This is a genomic window from Streptoverticillium olivoreticuli subsp. olivoreticuli (assembly GCF_003391135.1).
GTDB classification, from domain to species: domain Bacteria; phylum Actinomycetota; class Actinomycetes; order Streptomycetales; family Streptomycetaceae; genus Streptomyces; species Streptomyces blastmyceticus.
This window is the reverse complement of record NZ_CP031455.1, coordinates 5,722,594-5,738,521: the sequence shown is the minus strand read 5'-3', so window position 1 is coordinate 5,738,521 and position 15,928 is coordinate 5,722,594. Positions and strand designations below refer to the sequence as shown.

Sequence of the window (15,928 nt, the reverse complement as noted above, 5' to 3'; positions counted from 1 at the left end):
CTTTCTCCTCATCTTCCCCGTGGCGGACGTCGCCACGAGACGGAATTGGCACCTTCCCCGCCGGGAGCCTCGCTGCTGTGAGCAAGACCGGCTGGAGGGTTGCCGGGGCTTCAACGGGCCGTGTCCCTCTGCCCCTCTGGATGAGCGGTATGGCACTGGGCTCGGCCCAGGCGTTTGTGATCGCGGCGACCCCGACATACGTCGGCGTTCCGCGTTGTTCAGACTGTAACCGAAGGCACGGACACCCGAGACAGTCGTCCGTACCGCGAGATACGTCACAGGGCAAGAGGAGTCGTTCACGTGCTGGAAGAGGTGGAGCGCTGGCTGGACCGGCGGTCCTGGTCCGTCGGAGACCGTCCGCTCGACCAGCTGCTCGCGGCCAAACGGGACACCGGGACCACGGTGAGCGTGGTGCTGCCCGCGCTGAACGAGGAGGCGACGGTCGGCGCCATCGTGGCCACGATCCGGCGCGAGCTGATGACGGACGCGGTACCGCTGGTGGACGAGCTGGTGGTGCTCGACTCCGGTTCCACGGACCGCACGGCCGAGGTCGCCGCCGCGGCGGGCGCGCGCGTGGTGCACCGCGACTCGGTGCTGCCGCGGCTGCCCGCGCTGCCCGGCAAGGGCGAGGTGCTCTGGCGGTCGCTGCTGGCGACGAGCGGGGACGTCGTCTGCTTCGTCGACGCCGACCTGCGGGACTTCTCCGCGGACTTCGTCTCGGGCATCGTCGGCCCGCTGCTGACGGACCCCGGCGTGCAGTTCGTGAAGGCGATGTACGACCGCCCGCTGGGCGAGGTGGCCGGGCAGGGCGGCCGGGTGACCGAGCTGGTGGCCCGCCCGCTGCTGAACCTGCACTGGCCGCAGCTGGCGGGCTTCGTCCAGCCGCTGGGCGGCGAGTACGCGGCCCGCCGCTCGCTCCTGGAGCGCCTGCCGTTCCCCGTGGGCTACGGGGTGGAACTGGGCCTGCTGGTCGACGCGCTGCACACGGTGGGTCTGGACGCGCTGGCGCAGGTCGACGTGGGCATACGCGTCCATCGCCACCAGGACGGGCGGGCGCTGGGGCGCATGGCGGCGGCGATCTACCGCACGGCGCAGCTGCGCTTGGCGCGCGGGCATCTGGTGCGGCCTGTTCTGACCCAGTTCGAACGCACGGAAGAGGGCTTCACGCCGCGGACGTACGCGGTCGACACGGAAGAACGCCCCCCGATGGCGGAGATCCCGGAATACGTCGCGAGGCGCCGCGCGGCGTAGCGCCTTCCGCTGGGTGCGGGTCCGCTGCCGGGTGCGGGTCCACTGCCGCCTGCGGCGGGAGCTCCCTGCGGGAGCGTCCTCAATCGCCGGACGGGCTGGATTTCGCGGACCGTAGCAACGGACCCCCCGCCCCGGGGACAAACGTTTGAACAGCCGCCCGCCCGGCAAGGCTGGGCACATGCAACCGCACATGCACGCCGCGCGGATCGTCGTCGCCTCCAACCGCGGACCCGTCTCGTACAAGCAGGACGCGGACGGCCGGCTGACCGCCGGGCGGGGCGGTGGCGGGCTCGTCTCCGGGCTGAGCTCCATGGACCGCGACGCGGGCGCCGTATGGGTGTGCACGGCCATGGGCGAGGGCGACCGCGAGGCGGCGCGGCGCGCGGGCCGCAGACTCGACACCGAGGACACCGGCGGCCACCGGGTGCGCATGCTGGACATCGACCCGGACACCTTCGCCGCCGCCTACAACGGCATCGCCAATTCCGTGCTGTGGTTCATCCACCACCTGCTCTACGAGACGCCCCTGGCCCCCGTCTTCGACGCGGACTTCCGGCGGCAGTGGGCGGCGTACGAGGCGTACAACACGGCCTTCGCGGACGCGCTCGCCGAGGAGGCCGCGCAGGGCGCCGCCGTGCTCGTGCAGGACTACCACCTGACCCTGGTGCCCGCCCTGCTCCGGGAGCGGCGCCCCGACCTGCGGATCGGCCACTTCTCGCACACCCCCTGGGCCCCGCCGGACTACTACCGGCTGCTGCCGGACGACATCGCGGAGCAGGTGCTGCGCGGCATCCTGGGCGGCGACCGCGCGGCCTTCCTGACCGAGCGCTGGGCGGAGGCTTTCGCCGACTGCTGCGCGAGGGTGCTGGGGGCGGAGATCGTCCGGGGGGCGGGCGGGACGGCCGTGCTCTTCGAGGGCCGGACGACCCGGCTCGGCGTGCACGGGCTCGGCGTCGACGCGGACTTCCTGCGGGAGCGCGCGCACCGGGCCGACGTCGAGGAGCGGATGGCCGCGCTCCGGGAACAGATCGGGCCGGACCGCAAGGCGATCGTGCGCATCGACCGCACCGAGCTGTCCAAGAACATCGTGCGCGGCCTGCACGCCTACCGCCGGCTGCTGGAGGAACACCCGGAATGGCTGGGCAAGGTCGTCCACGTCGCCTTCGCGTACCCCTCGCGGCAGGACCTGCGGGTCTACCGCGACTACACGGCGGAGGTCGAGCGGGTCGCCCGGGAGATCAACTCCACGTTCGGCACGGTTGATTGGGAACCGGTCGCCCTGCACGTCAAGGACGACTTCGCCCGCTCCCTGGCCGCCTACCGGCTCGCCGACGTCGCCCTCGTCAACCCCATCCGCGACGGCATGAACCTGGTCGCCAAGGAGGTCCCCGTCGTCTCCGACCACGGCTGCGCGCTGGTCCTCTCCCGAGAGGCGGGCGCGGTGGCCGAGCTGGGCGACGACGCGCTCGTCGTCAACCCGTACGACGTGGAGGCGACGGCCCGCGCCCTGCACTCCGCTCTGCTGATGGACCCGGACGAACGGGGGGCACGCTCGAAGCGGCTGTCCGTGGCGGCCACTGCGCTCCCTCCGGCACGCTGGTTCCTGGACCAGCTGGCGGCTTTGTAGGCAGGAAAAACCGCCGGAGCGCGCGCCGGGCAAACAACCGGGCAGCCTTCGGCAAAGTGCTTCGGGCCGCCGCCTGCAACCCACCGCCCCCGGGTAACCATTGCGGCATGCCAATCGCCCCACCCCGTCGCCGAGCCGCCGTCACCGCGGCCTGCGCAGCAGTCGCCCTGCTGGCCCTGACCACGGGCTGCTCCTCCGACTCCGGAAGCAAAAGCTCCGACGCCAAGGACGCCAAGTCCGGCACCTCCCCCTCCACTTCGGCCTCAGGGTCCACATCACCCTCCACAGGAGGGGACGCCATACCCGCGGGCCCGGGTCCCCAGCCCGCGTACACCGTGCAGAAGCAGCCGGACCCCGGCACCTGTCACTACCGCTACACCACGGACAAGCAACCCCTGCCCGACCCCAAGTGCACTCCGGGGGCGACCAATCCGAAGGTCACCCAGGCGACGCTGAAGACCACGATCTGCCGCAGCGGCTACACCAAGGACATCCGGCCGCCCGTGAGCGTCACCGGCCGCGAGAAGACCGCGAACGCGGCGTCGTACGGCTACAAGGGCTCCCTGCGGGACTACGAGTACGACCACTTGATCAGCCTCCAGCTCGGCGGCGACCCCAACGACCCGCGCAATCTGTGGGTCGAGCCGCCCTCCCCCGGTCACAAGCCGGACGCCGGGCCCAACAACCCCAAGGACGTGGTCGAGACCAAGCTCAAGAACGCGATCTGCTCGGGCAAGACGGACCTCGTCAAGGCGCAGCAGGCGATCGCCCACGACTGGACGACGGCGCTGAAGGCCCTCGGCCTTCCCGAGAAGGCTGCCAGCGGCGAGCCGACGGCCGTCAAGGACCCGGACGACGGCTGAGGTCAGCCGGTGGTGAGACGGTCCGCGAGGGCCGTCAGCAGCTCCACGACGCCGGCCGGGCCGTCCACCACGAGATCGGCCCGTTCGGCGAGTTCGGTGACCTCCGTGCTCCCGCTGCACACGAGGAGCCCGGCCGTCCCTTCGGCGCGCAGCTTCTCCACGGCGGCGAAGGCGGCGAGGTCGCCGAGGTCGTCACCGGCGTAGAGGACGGAGCGGGCGCCCGTCTCGCGTACGTACTCGGCGAGGGCCACGCCCTTGTCGATGCCCGGCGGGCGCAGCTCCAGGACGAACCGGCCCGGCTCCACGATCAGGCCGTGGCGCTCGGCGAGCGCCGCCAGTGGGCCGCGCAGGGCGTCGTACGCGGCCTGGGGGTCGGCGGCGCGCCGGGTGTGCACGGCGATGGCGCGGCCCTTGTCCTCGACCCAGGTGCCCCGCCAGGAGCCGGACCGGTCGAGCTCGCCGGGCAGCGCCGCCTGGACGGCCGCGACGCCGGGGTGCGGGGCGGGGGCCTTCACGGTGCCGCTGACGGCGTCCCAGCGCTCGGCGCCGTAGTGCCCGAGGACGACCAGGTGCCCCAGCCCCTCGACCCCGGCGAACCCCCCGTAGCGCACGGCCACGCCCGCAGGGCGCCCGGTGATCACGGCGACGGACCGCACCTTGGGCGCGAGGCGCGCGAGCGCGGGCACGGCGCCCGGGTGGGCGCGGGCCTGTTCGGGGTCCGCGACGATGGGAGCGAGCGTGCCGTCGAAATCCAGCGCGACGACGCTCTTGTCCGGCGCGGCGAGCAGCTCGGCGAGGCCGTGACGCCCGGCGCGACTACGGGGTTCGGGAAGCGGGTGACTGCCCATGGGGGTGACCTTACTGCGCGGCACGCCTGTACGGGGCCTGCTTGCGCAGCGGCGGACTTGCCGGGGCTCCGCCCCGGACCCCGGGGTGCGCAATCCAGCCCGTCCGGCGTTTGAGGACGCGCCCGCAGGGCGCCCCCGCCGCAGGCGGCAACGAACCCGCACCCGGCAACGCACCCGCACCCAGAGCCGCCCCGACTACCGCCGCCCCCGCCGCGCGTCCCGCAGCCGGCGCAGCCGGTTCACCGTCACAGGGTCGTACGCCACCGCGGCCGCGTCGTCCAGCAGCGCGTTCAGCAGCTGGTAGTAGCGGGTCGGCGTCAGGCCGAGATCCTCGCGGATCGCCCGTTCCTTGGCGCCCGCGCTCGCCCACGTCCGCCGTTCGAACGTCAGCACCGCGCGGTCCCGCTCGGAGAGCCGCGGCGTCCCGTCGTCCGGATCGGAGCTCATGTGACCGTCCTAGCGCCCCTGGTTCGCGTTCTCCAAGGAGTTCGCCTCGCGCTCGATCTCGCTGAGGACGCTGCTCGCGTCGCCGCCGGCCTTCACCGTGGCGCCGATCTTCTCCTTGATCGCCTTGCTGACCGCCGCCCAGGACGTCTTGTCGGCGGGGTAGAACTCGGCGTTCTCCAGCTGCTCAAGGAACGGCCGCAGTTCCTTGCGGTTGTCGTCCGCGTGCATCTTCGCGGAGGCGGACGAGGTCACCGGCAGCAGGTCGTACTGGCCGGTGAAGTCCAGCACGTTCTGAGTGCTGTAGACGAAGTCGAGGAAGGTGCCGATCTGGTCGCGGTTGCCGTTCTCCTTGAACGCCATCATCCAGTCGGCGACGCCCATGGTCGACTTGGACCTGCCCTTGATGCCGGGCAGCGGCGCGGTGATGTACTTGATCCCCTTGGCCTTGGCCTGCTGCATCAGCGTGGGGTGGCCGTTGAGCATGCCGACGTCGCCCTTGCAGAAGGCGTCGAAGACGTCCTGCCGGTTGGTGCGGGCGGGGTCGCCGGGGCCGGTGAGCTTCTTGGCGACGAGCTCGTCGCGCAGCCAGTCCAGCGCCTTGGCGTTCTCGGCGTGGGCGATGGTGTACATGCCGTTGGCGTCGGTGTAGCCACCGCCGGCGCTGAGGAACCACATCATCGTCTCGGCCGGGGCCTCCTCCGGGCCGAGGGGCAGGCCGAAGGGTATCTTCACGCCGCTCGCCTGGAGCTTCTTCGCCGCGGCCTGGAGCTCGTCCCAGCTCTCGGGGGCCTTGACGATGCCGGCCTTGTCGAAGAGGTCCTTGTTGCAGAAGAGCAGGCGCGTGCTGGAGACGAACGGCATGCCGTACTGCACGCGGTGCACCTCACCCGCCTTCTCGATCGACGTGATGAACTCGGCCTGGGTGGGGACAGTGAGCAGCTGGTCGGCGCTGTAGAGCTTGCCCGCCGCGGCGTAGTCCGCGTACGCGCCGATCTGCGCGAGGTCGGGGGCCTTGCCCGCCGCGACCAGGTCGGCGACCTTCTTGTCGACCTCGGTCCAGCTGTAGACCTCGACGTCGACCTTGATCTTGCTGTGCTTGTCCTCGAAGTCGCGGACGAGGGCGTCCCAGTACTTCTTCGAGCTGTTGGACGGCTTGTCGCCGTAGTCCGCGGCGATCAGCTTCAGCTTCTTCGTGCCCGAACCGGGACCGCTGCTCCCGCAAGCCGTCAGTGCGGGAGCCAACGCCGCAGTGGCGGCACCCGCCGCCGTCATACCCAGGAACCGCCGCCGCTGCACTACTGCTTCCCACCTTCGTGGTTCGTGTTCGTCGCTGGAGACCGTGAGTCTCTCCCGCGCGCCACCTTACGGTCCAGCCGACTCCGGTTGCGCTTCGGTATCGCCCTTCCGCTCTTCCCTCCCTCACCGCTGGGCTGCTATCCACGTTCCCGACGCCCACCGCACCTCTCACAAGGAGCCTCAGCGCATGCAGCAGCCCTCTTCCTCACATTCCGCTTCCCGTACGGCGGCAGAGATCGTCACCCAGCCCGGCTGCTGGCGGCGCGCCGCCGACGCGGCGTCCATCGCCCCGGAACTGCCCCGGCCCGGCGAGCGGGTCGCGGTCACCGGGTGCGGCACGTCGTGGTTCATGGCGCAGGCGTACGCGGCGCTGCGCGAGGCCGCCGGGCAGGGCGAGACGGACGCCTTCGCGTCGTCGGAGTTCCCGCGGTCCCGCGCGTACGACCGGGTCGTGGCCATCACCCGGTCCGGCACCACGACCGAGGTCCTCGACCTGCTGTCGGCCCTGCGCGGCCGTACGCGCACCCTCGCGCTGACCGCCGACCCCGGGACGCCGGTCGTGGACGCGGCCGATTCGGTCGCGGTGCTCGACTGGGCCGACGAGGAGTCCGTCGTCCAGACCCGCTTCGCGACCACGGCCCTCGCCTTCCTGCGCGCGGGCCTGGAGCGCCACGGCCCGCTCCCCGCGGGCGTCCGCACCGTCCTCGAGGCGGCGGCGGACGCGGAGTCCGCGATCGCCGAGCCGCTGCCGCCGGCCGCGGTGTCGGCCGGGCAGTGGACGTTCCTGGGCACGGGCTGGACGTACGGCCTCGCGCAGGAGGCGGCCCTGAAGATGCGCGAGGCGGCGGGCGCCTGGACCGAGTCCTACCCGGCGATGGAATACCGCCACGGCCCGATCTCGATCACGGCCCCCGGCCGGGTGACATGGATCCTCGGCGACGTCCCGCCGGGCCTGCCGACGGACGTGGAACGCGCGGGCGGCACGCTCATAGCGACCACCGGCCGCGACCCGATGGCAGACCTGACCCTCGCGCAACGCGTCGCGGTGGCGGTGGCGGAGTCAAAGGCCCTCGACCCGGACGAGCCGCGGGGTCTGACGCGCAGCGTGATCTTGAACGGCTAACGCGGCTTCCGGCTGCGGGCTGGATGTGCTGGCTACGGTCCGCGAAATCCAGCCCGTCCGGCGTTTGAGGACAGCGCGCGAAGCGTGCTTCGGGGTCTGGGGCGGAGCCCCAGTTCGGGAAGGGGCGGGGTGGGGGAAAGCCCGCCGCAGGCGGAAACGAACCCGCACCCAAACGCAAGGGCAGCAGCCTGCACAAACAGTGGACTAGACCTTTCGCACCCCAAAGCGCGACACTACAGACGTGAAACACGTCATCGCCCTGGACGTCGGCGGCACCGCCATCAAAGCCGCACTGATCGGCCCCGAAAACCAACTGCTCCACGAAGCCCGCCGCCCCACCGGCCGAGACCGCGGCCCGGACGCGGTCATCACCGGCATCCTGGACTTCGCAGCGGAGCTCCAGGAAACAGGGCGCAGCCGATACGGCCGGCCGGCCGAAGCCGCGGGCGTGGCCGTCCCCGGCATCGTCGACGACAAGGCCGGCACGGCCGTCTACGCAGCCAACCTCGGCTGGCGCGACGTCCCCCTCCGCGACCTGCTGCGCGAGCGCCTGGGCGGCGGCACTCCCGTGGCCCTGGGTCACGACGTGCGCACCGGCGGCCTCGCGGAGGGCCGCATCGGCGCGGGCAAGGACGCGGACGCGGACCGGTTCCTGTTCGTGGCGCTCGGCACCGGCATCGCGGGAGCGATCGGCGTCGACGGCCGGATCGAGCAGGGCGCGCACGGCTACGCGGGCGAGATCGGGCACATTTCCGTACGTTCCGGCCCGGACGCCCCGAAGTGCGGCTGCGGCGGCCGCGGCTGTCTGGAGACGCTGGCGTCGGCGGCGGCCGTGAGCGCCGCCTGGGCACGGGCCGTCGACGACCCGGCCGCGGACGCGGCGGGCTGCGCCGAGGCCGTCGCGGCCGGCGACCCGCGCGCCCGCGCGGTGTGGCAGGAGGCGGTCGACGCCCTCGCGGACGGCCTCGTCATCGGGCTCACCCTCCTGGACCCCCATACGCTGATCGTCGGTGGCGGGCTCGCCGAGGCGGGGGAAACGTTGTTCACGCCGCTCCGCACCGCCGTCGCGGAGCGGATCACGTTCCAGAAGCTGCCCCGCATCGTCCCGGCGGCGCTCGGGGACACCGCCGGGTGCCTGGGCGCGGGCCTGCTCGCCTGGGACCTTCTCTCCACCGATTCCACGGAGGTATCCGCCTGATGGTCGAACGAACGGTTCTCGCCGGCGCCCGAGTGGTGCTGCCGACCGGCGTGGTCGAGAACGGGCGGGTGACGGTCGAGGGCCGGCGGATCGCCGGCACCTCCGTCGAGGGCCCCGCCGCCCCCGACGCCCCCGACCTGACCGGTCACTGGATCGTCCCCGGCTTCGTGGACATCCACGTCCACGGCGGCGGCGGCGCGTCCTTCTCCTCGGGCGACGCCGAGGAGGCGCTCACGGCCATCCGCACGCACCGCGCGCACGGCACGACCACCACGGTCGCCTCCACGGTCACCGGCGACCTGGACGACCTGGCCCGGCAGGCGGCCGTCCTCGCGGAGCTGACCGAGCAGGGCGACCTGGCGGGCATCCACTTCGAGGGCCCGTTCATCTCGCCGCACCGCTGCGGCGCGCACCAGCCGGAGCTGCTGCGCGACCCGGACCCCGCCGATGTGCGCAAGCTGATCGACGCGGCGCGCGGCGCGGCCCGCATGATGACCCTCGCCCCCGAGCTCCCCGGCGGCCTGGACTCCGTCCGGCTGCTCGCCGACGCGGGCGTCATCGCGGCGGTCGGCCACACGGACTCCACGTACGAGGCCACGATGGAGGCCGTCGACGCGGGCGCGACCGTGGCCACGCACCTCTACAACGCGATGCCCGCCCTGCTGCACCGCGCCCCCGGCCCGATCGCGGCCCTGCTGGAGGACGAGCGGGTCACCGTCGAGCTGATCAACGACGGTACGCACCTCCACCCCGCCGCCCTGCAGCTGGCCTTCCGCAGCGCGGGCGCGGACCGGGTCGCGTTCATCACGGACGCGATGGGCGCGGCCGGGATGAACGACGGCATGTACCCGCTCGGCCCGATGCGCGTCGAGGTCAAGGACGGCGTCGCGCGGATCGCGGACGGCCCGACGGCCGGTTCGATCGCGGGCTCCACGCTCACGCTCGACACCGCGTTCAAGCGCGCGATCACTGTCGACAAGCTGCCGGTCGAGGACGTCGTACGGGCCCTGTCGGCGAACCCGGCCCGCCTGCTGGGCGTCGACGACCGCGTCGGCTCCCTCGACGCGGGCAAGGACGCGGACCTCGTCGTCCTCGACGCGTCGTACGACCTGGTCGGCGTCATGCGCAAGGGCGAATGGGTGGTTAGGCCCGAAGTGCGGTAGTTCTCCGCGTGGTTGAACAGCGGCGGCGCGTCCGGGGTCTGGGCGCGCCGCCGCTGTTTTGGCATGATCGCTCGCGCAGTCTTCACACAGTCGTCACGCCGCCGTAAACGCCGTCCCCGGTCATGGGAGAGAGCCGCCGATGATCCTCACGGTCACGCTCAACACCGCACTCGATCTGACCTACCGCGTTCCACGTCTGGACCCGCACACCTCGCACCGCGTCACGGGCGTCACCGAACGCGCGGGCGGCAAGGGCCTCAACGTCGCGCGCGTCCTCGCCGCGCTGGGTCACCGCACGGTCGTCACCGGCTTCGTCGGGGGCGCGACGGGTGAGGCCGTGCGCCGCCTCCTCGCCGGGAGCGCCCACGCCACCGGGAACCTCACCGACGCCCTCGTCCCCGTCCTCGGCCCCACCCGCCGCACGGTCGCCGTCGTCGACGACTCCACCGGCGACGCCACCCAGCTCAACGAACCCGGCCCCGACATCGCGCCGGAGGAGTGGGCCGCCTTCACCGACTCCTACGCCCGCCTCCTCCGCGACGCCGCCGCCGTCGCCCTGTGCGGAAGCCTGCCGCCGGGCGTCCCGGTCGGCGCGTACGCCCATCTCGTACGGCAGGCCCGCGCGCTCGGCGTCCCCGTCCTCCTCGACACCGGCGGGGAACCCCTGCGCCGGGGCATCGCCGCCCGCCCCGACCTCGTCAAGCCCAACGCCGACGAACTCGCCGCCCTGACCGGCTCCACCGAACCGCTGCGCGCCGCCCTCGACGCCCGCCGCCGCGGCGCCCACGCGGTGGCCGCGTCCCTGGGCGCCGACGGCATGCTCGCCGTCACCCCCACCGGCACCTGGCGCGCCACCCCGCCCTGCCGCCTCACCGGCAACCCCACCGGAGCGGGCGACTCCGCCGTGGCCGCGCTCCTCTCCGGCTGGCTGGAGAACCTCCCCTGGCCGGACCGCTTGGCCCGCGCGGTGGCCCTGTCGGCCGCGACCGTACGGGCAGCGGCGGCAGGCGAGTTCGACCGTCCGACCTACGAAAGCCTGCTGCCCCAAGTGAAGGTAACGGAGGTGTAGCCGTCATGCCCCTCGTACGCACCGGCGAACTGGTCACCGAGGCGCGGGCCGCCGCGCGGGCGGTCGTCGCCTTCAACGTCATCACCGTCGAACACGCCGAGGCGATCGCCACCGGCGCGGAGGCCGCCGGCCTGCCCGCGATCCTCCAAGTCTCGGAGAACGCGGTCAAGTTCCACGAAGGCCGCCTGGCTCCCATCGCCGCCGCCGCGGCCGCGATCGCGAGCGCCTCCCGGGCCCGCCTGGCCCTCCACCTCGACCACGTCGAGAGCGACGACCTCCTGCGCCAGGCCCACGCACACGGCTTCGGCTCGGTGATGTACGACGCGTCGAAGCTCCCCTACGGCGAGAACGTCAAGGCCACGGCGGAAGCGGTCCGTTGGGCCCACGAACGCGACCTGTGGATCGAAGCGGAACTGGGCCGCGTGGGCGGCAAGGCGGGCGACGCCCACACCCCCGGCGTCCGCACGGACCCGGCCGAGGCCGCCGCCTATGTGACCGACACCGGCGTCGACGCCCTGGCCGTGGCGGTGGGCAGCACCCACGCGATGAACGAACGCACGGCAACACTCGACCACCCCCTGATCTCCCGACTGCGCGCCGCCGTACCCGTCCCCCTGGTACTCCACGGCTCGTCCGGCGTCCCGGACGGCGAACTCCGCCGGGCGGTGGCGGCGGGCATGACCAAAATCAACGTGGGCACGGCGCTGAACGTGGCGTTCACGGGAGCGGTACGAGCGTTCCTGGAGGCGCACCCGTCGGCGGTGGACCCGAGGAAGTACCTGGCCCCGGCACGGGGGGCGATGGCGGAGGCGGTGACGCGCTTCCTGAAGGCCGTACAACAACCGGACGGGCCCTGACCGAGCCCGTCCGGCGTTCGAGGGTCAGTCCTGCTCGGAGAAGAGCTCTTCGGCCGTGGCCACGATGAACGCCCGATCCAGCCAGCGCTCGAGAGCGTCCAGGTCGGTGCAGCTGAAGATGCGCTCCCGGGCCTCCAGCGAGATGTCGATGTCCCGGGTCCTCAACACTCGCACCACCGCCAGCCTGCGCCCCTCGGCCCGCCCTTCAACCAGCCCCTCGGCCCGCCCCTCGGCCCGCCCCTTCGCCTCGCCTTCGAGGAGCGCCTGCTCGATCATGGTCCCGCGGCCGGGGAAGTAGGTACGGATAGGCATCAGTCCTGCTCGGAGAAGAGCTCTTCAGCCGTGGCCACAGTGAAGGCCCGGTCCAGCCAGCGCCCCAGGGTGTCCAGGTCGGAGCAGCCGGCGATGCGCTCCCGGACCTCCGGCGGAATGGCGACGTCCCGGCTTCCCAATAGGCGCATCACCATCAACGCACGCTCCTCAGCCGCCCCTTCGGCCCGCCCCTTGGCCTCGCCCTCCTGGAGTGCCCGCTCGATCATGGTCCCGCGGCCGGGGAAGTAGGTACGGATGGGCATCAGTTTCCTCCAGGTCTCTCCCGCCCGGGAGTCCCCCAGGCCGATTTCCAGCAGTTCCGAGTAGTACGTCGAGGACTCCGAGGCGGCCGCGCCCAGGGCACGAGCCAGTGCGTCCAGTATGGCCGGAGCATCCTCGTGGCTGCTATGTGTCATGGCCGAGAACGTCGCCATGGTCAGGTCCCGGGCGGCTTCCTCCGGATCGGTGATCACCGGGACATTGCCCGGCCCCAGGACCAGCGGATGGACCGACAGCGAGGTCCAGTCCTCCACACCGAGCCGGAACGGACCGGCCGCCCAGTCCGCGGTCGCTTTGTCATGACAGACCACGAGGAGCAGCACGGGGCAGGCGTACTTCGCTTTCAGGAACGACATGTAGTACGCCCAGCTGACCGGCTTGGCCCGGTCCTGCCGCCCCTGCGCCTCGATGGCGAGGAGGAACCCACCGCCGTCGCCACTATCAAACGGCTTGATGCGAAGCACGCTGTCCACGCGCCGCTCCAGCGGTCTGATCTCCGTGACGTCCGCCGTGAGGACCTCGACGGCCGCCTTGGCGGGTAACGGCACACCCAACAGCCGGAACACCGGCGCGAGCAGCTCCGGCCGTTCCTGGAAGATCCGATGAGACGCCTCGTGACGCGAAGTAACCATGCAATGACACTAAGGCTCCGAACGGGGATCCATCAGACTCTCGCCCTACGTTCACTCGTTCGAGCAAATGGACCGCTCGCCAGTTCGACGAGTCCGCACGGCAAGAGCTCGCCGCAGGCCGAATTCCGCCTGTCCGCGGACGCCAGGCGCCCCTAGCGTCATGCACGCCTCCTGAGGCACACGCACCCCCACTCATGGATACGTCCACGCGATACGTCCAGTCGAGGAGCGTCATGAAGAAGGCACACCGCGCGTCAACACTGCTGGCCGCCATGGGACTCGTGGCCGCCGGAGTGTTCTTCACCTCGTCGGCATCGGCGAGCACACAGACATCACCCGAATCCCCCAACGGCATAAGAGCGGCATCGCTGGCACAGACCGTCTGCTGGCCCAACGTGACCGACGAACAGATCCTGACCTGGTACGGAGCACCGGTGACGGCATCGCAGCCCATCGTCGCCTCCGCTTCCGAGGGAGTCCTCCACGGAGAGGGCACCGGCGACGCTCACGTCTACTCGGAAAACGTCACTGTGCTGCCGAGCGCGGTACAGGTCCGGGTGCACACCGGCTGGTCGAGCCCCCTCAACGTCTGCGTCCATTTCGTCGGCTAGGCGCGATCTGCATGGCGCAGGGCCCCGAGCCCACGTCCGGGGCCCTGCTGCGGTTACGGCAGCTGATGCCGCACCAGCTCCGCACTCAACGCATCCGCACCCGCGAAGTCACCCTCCCGACGGGCGACCGCACGTGCGAGGAGGATCCGCGAACAGATCAGGCACCCCGAGTGCGGAGGCGGCACCGCCCGCGGCGCCTCCGGCCCGTGCGACGCGAGGAGGTGCCGGAGGATCTCCTCACCGCGCGCCGCTTCCGCGTCCCTGTCCCGCCTGACCCACGCCTCCGTACGCGCCCCGTACAGGCGGATGCACTCGGGGCACGACCGGGGATCCCCCGTGACCACCACGGACGGCCCGGACACATGCGCCACAGCAGGCCGGCTCACAGCTTGCCCCCCGTACTCCGCTTGTTCGCCTCGCCCACCTTCCGCCGCAGCTCCGCGTCCCGCTTCTCCGTCTCCGGATTCGGCTTGTCTGCCACTGGATCCCTTTCGTGCCGTTCCTTGCCGACTGCACCGACAGCGTTCCCGCGCGGGGCTAGCGTTGGAAGGGGTAAGCCCGCTACAACGGGCCTGTAAGGCAAGGGAGTTACGTCATGGCCAAGGGTCACGGACAGCACAAGGTCGGATGGGACTTCTTCGGCGCCGAACTCAAAATCCGCCGCGAAGCGGCGGGCTTCACACAGCAGGACCTCGGCACGCGAGTCTTCTGCTCGGGCTCCTACATCGGCCAGTTCGAAACGGGCATCCGCAAGCCGCAGCTGGATGTGGCGGAGCGGATCGATGCGGTGCTGAAGACGGACGGGTTCTTCGCACGGATGTGCAGGGAGTTGATCGACAGCTCGCCGTACGAGCATTACTTCGCCGAAGCGGCTTACCTCGAAGGGCTGGCCGACACCATCCGGGAGTACGCGCCGCTGTTCGTACCCGGCTTGGTCCAGACGGAAGCGTACGCGCGGGCCGTCTTTCTGGCGGGTCAACCTCATCTGGCTGACGAAGAGATCGACAACCGCGTCGCCGCACGACTGGAGCGGCAACGCCTGCTCGATGATCCAACAAAGCCCCTGTTGTGGGTGGTCCTTGATGAGAACGTCATCAGGCGCAGGGTCGGCGGCGCCTCTGTGATGAGCGAGCAGCTCACTCACGTAGCCGCCTTGACGCGCAAGCGCCGGATCACCATGCAGGTGCTGCCGATCCATGTCGGCGTTCCGGCTGTCGGCGCCATGCTCAGCCTGATGACCTTCAAGGACGCCCCACCGCTGGCGTACAGCGAAGCCGCCCACTCGGGAAACCTGCTGGATGACCCTGCCCGCGTAACCGGGCTCGAACGAGCCTACGATCTCGTCCGAGCCCACGCGCTCCCACCGGACGCGTCCTTGACGCTCATCGAATCGGTAGCTGAGGAATACGCAAATGAACACTGAGTACGCCTGGCGCAAGAGCAGTTACAGCGACGGCGTAGGAGGAAGCTGCCTCGAAATAGCCGACTCCATACCCGGCCTGGTCCCGATCAGAGACTCCAAGACCCCCCACGGCCCCACCCTGCTCTTCCCGGCCCGCGCATGGGCGGACTTCATCACCGCCCTCACCGCGTAACGGGACAGTCCAATTCAGGAGCCGCCCGGTTCGGCGAACACGAAACCACCGCAAGGCTCAGGAAGAGTGGGCGACCAAGGTAGTACCCAAGACACGCGTCACCGCCCCACTCAAGCATCTCCGCAACACAGGAGACCCTACCCGCGAGGCGAGCCGCGTCTCGGTCGCTCGCGGAGGCGAAGCGCGGCGCGTACTCCGTCAGCCGCTCACGTACCCACCGTGCGGCTTCTGTTGGGCTTTGCCAGCTCCCATGCATCAACTTGGCCGGCTTGCCGAGCCAGTGAGCGGCCTCCAGGGGTGGCACTTCGGTCTCCCTCGCGCGCCGGACGCTTTCCTTGTCGAAGACCGCTTTGTCTCCGACCCACAGGTAGCCGTGAAAATGCAAGGCGCATCCCATCCCATGCAGAGCGAAGCAGCTCCCGCCCTGGTGGAGCAGGAGGGCGGGAGCTGTGATTCAAGAGGGGGTCAGGCCGACAGCTCGAAGCGGCTGGGATCGATGCCCGCCGCGTCCAGTTCGGCCGTGGTGAACCTCAGCGGCTCGGCCTGGGGTCGCTTGCTGTCACCCACGGCCCACGCGTCCTCGCCGATGCGCGCGAGGAGCACGCAGGATTCACCGTCCGGGTGTGTGTTGCCACCACAGCTTTTGGTGAACTGAACGCCGTGGATGTCGATCCGATACAGGTCCGTCATGGTGAACCTTCCCGAGAGGTGGGGGGACACCGGCTTCGATGTCCGCGGTCATGGCCAGGACGCTAGA

17 protein-coding genes and 1 riboswitch are annotated in these 15,928 nt (G+C 71.2%); of the genes, 11 read left to right on the top strand and 6 right to left on the bottom strand.

The features are described 5' to 3' along the window. Positions 1–5 precede the first annotated feature (5 nt). Positions 6–147, bottom strand: a riboswitch (SAM riboswitch). A gap of 153 nt (positions 148–300) precedes the next feature. From DXZ73_RS25485 to DXZ73_RS25475, 3 genes are all read left to right on the top strand, one after another. After that, positions 301–1,251, top strand: coding sequence for a glucosyl-3-phosphoglycerate synthase (locus DXZ73_RS25485; protein ID WP_116213379.1), 951 nt, complete (start codon positions 301–303; stop codon positions 1,249–1,251). 178 nt (positions 1,252–1,429) lie between these two features. Continuing rightward, on the top strand, positions 1,430–2,878 hold the full coding sequence (locus tag DXZ73_RS25480; protein WP_116213378.1) for an alpha,alpha-trehalose-phosphate synthase (UDP-forming): 1,449 nt from the start codon (positions 1,430–1,432) through the stop codon (positions 2,876–2,878). 107 nt (positions 2,879–2,985) lie between these two features. After that, the gene (locus DXZ73_RS25475) at positions 2,986–3,741 is read left to right on the top strand and encodes a hypothetical protein (RefSeq protein WP_116213377.1); all 756 of its coding nucleotides are present in this window, start codon (positions 2,986–2,988) and stop codon (positions 3,739–3,741) included. A 2-nt stretch (positions 3,742–3,743) separates the two neighbouring features. Here the strand turns inward: DXZ73_RS25475 and otsB are convergent, their stop codons facing one another. The 3 genes from otsB to DXZ73_RS25460 form a co-directional block, all read right to left on the bottom strand. Beyond that, entirely contained in the window at positions 3,744–4,589 is an 846-nt protein-coding gene (gene otsB, locus DXZ73_RS25470; RefSeq protein WP_116213376.1) for a trehalose-phosphatase, read from the bottom strand. A 195-nt stretch (positions 4,590–4,784) separates the two neighbouring features. Then, positions 4,785–5,036 carry a DUF3263 domain-containing protein gene (locus DXZ73_RS25465; protein ID WP_116213375.1) on the bottom strand — a complete coding sequence of 84 codons (252 nt, stop codon included), beginning with the start codon at positions 5,034–5,036 and terminating at the stop codon, positions 4,785–4,787. Between the two features lie 9 nt (positions 5,037–5,045). Further along, complete coding sequence (locus DXZ73_RS25460; protein ID WP_116213374.1) at positions 5,046–6,332, bottom strand: extracellular solute-binding protein; 1,287 nt, start codon at positions 6,330–6,332, stop codon at positions 5,046–5,048. Positions 6,333–6,519: 187 nt separating this feature from the next. Here DXZ73_RS25460 and DXZ73_RS25455 point away from each other — a divergent pair, with 187 nt between their 5' ends. The 5 genes from DXZ73_RS25455 to DXZ73_RS25435 all read left to right on the top strand — a co-directional run bounded on the left by DXZ73_RS25455 (position 6,520) and on the right by DXZ73_RS25435 (position 11,742). After that, positions 6,520–7,455, top strand: coding sequence for an SIS domain-containing protein (locus DXZ73_RS25455; RefSeq protein ID WP_116213373.1), 936 nt, complete (start codon positions 6,520–6,522; stop codon positions 7,453–7,455). A 241-nt stretch (positions 7,456–7,696) separates the two neighbouring features. Beyond that, positions 7,697–8,653 carry an ROK family protein gene (locus DXZ73_RS25450; RefSeq protein ID WP_116213372.1) on the top strand — a complete coding sequence of 319 codons (957 nt, stop codon included), beginning with the start codon at positions 7,697–7,699 and terminating at the stop codon, positions 8,651–8,653. After that, on the top strand, positions 8,653–9,816 hold the full coding sequence (gene nagA, locus DXZ73_RS25445) for an N-acetylglucosamine-6-phosphate deacetylase (RefSeq protein WP_116213371.1): 1,164 nt from the start codon (positions 8,653–8,655) through the stop codon (positions 9,814–9,816). Before DXZ73_RS25450 ends, nagA begins: the two co-directional genes overlap by 1 nt. A 139-nt stretch (positions 9,817–9,955) precedes the next feature. After that, positions 9,956–10,885: a 1-phosphofructokinase family hexose kinase gene (locus tag DXZ73_RS25440; protein WP_116213370.1), complete on the top strand. Its 930-nt coding sequence runs from the start codon at positions 9,956–9,958 to the stop codon at positions 10,883–10,885. A 5-nt stretch (positions 10,886–10,890) separates the two neighbouring features. After that, positions 10,891–11,742: a class II fructose-bisphosphate aldolase gene (locus DXZ73_RS25435; RefSeq protein WP_116213369.1), complete on the top strand. Its 852-nt coding sequence runs from the start codon at positions 10,891–10,893 to the stop codon at positions 11,740–11,742. Between the two features lie 24 nt (positions 11,743–11,766). Here the strand turns inward: DXZ73_RS25435 and DXZ73_RS38345 are convergent, their stop codons facing one another. Then, positions 11,767–12,054, bottom strand: coding sequence for a hypothetical protein (locus DXZ73_RS38345; protein WP_162890326.1), 288 nt, complete (start codon positions 12,052–12,054; stop codon positions 11,767–11,769). Beyond that, positions 12,054–12,965: a hypothetical protein gene (locus tag DXZ73_RS25425; RefSeq protein WP_116213368.1), complete on the bottom strand. Its 912-nt coding sequence runs from the start codon at positions 12,963–12,965 to the stop codon at positions 12,054–12,056. Before DXZ73_RS25425 ends, DXZ73_RS38345 begins: the two co-directional genes overlap by 1 nt. 233 nt (positions 12,966–13,198) lie before the next feature. Between DXZ73_RS25425 and DXZ73_RS25420 the strand changes: the two genes are divergently transcribed. The 3 genes from DXZ73_RS25420 to DXZ73_RS25405 all read left to right on the top strand — a co-directional run bounded on the left by DXZ73_RS25420 (position 13,199) and on the right by DXZ73_RS25405 (position 15,171). Next, the gene (locus DXZ73_RS25420) at positions 13,199–13,576 is read left to right on the top strand and encodes a hypothetical protein (protein WP_116213367.1); all 378 of its coding nucleotides are present in this window, start codon (positions 13,199–13,201) and stop codon (positions 13,574–13,576) included. A gap of 595 nt (positions 13,577–14,171) precedes the next feature. Next, positions 14,172–14,999 carry a helix-turn-helix domain-containing protein gene (locus DXZ73_RS25410; RefSeq protein WP_116213365.1) on the top strand — a complete coding sequence of 276 codons (828 nt, stop codon included), beginning with the start codon at positions 14,172–14,174 and terminating at the stop codon, positions 14,997–14,999. Next, positions 14,989–15,171, top strand: coding sequence for a DUF397 domain-containing protein (locus DXZ73_RS25405; protein WP_205519224.1), 183 nt, complete (start codon positions 14,989–14,991; stop codon positions 15,169–15,171). Before DXZ73_RS25410 ends, DXZ73_RS25405 begins: the two co-directional genes overlap by 11 nt. 465 nt (positions 15,172–15,636) lie before the next feature. Here the strand turns inward: DXZ73_RS25405 and DXZ73_RS25395 are convergent, their stop codons facing one another. Then, on the bottom strand, positions 15,637–15,861 hold the full coding sequence (locus tag DXZ73_RS25395; protein ID WP_116213363.1) for a DUF397 domain-containing protein: 225 nt from the start codon (positions 15,859–15,861) through the stop codon (positions 15,637–15,639). Between the last annotated feature and the right edge of the window lie 67 nt (positions 15,862–15,928).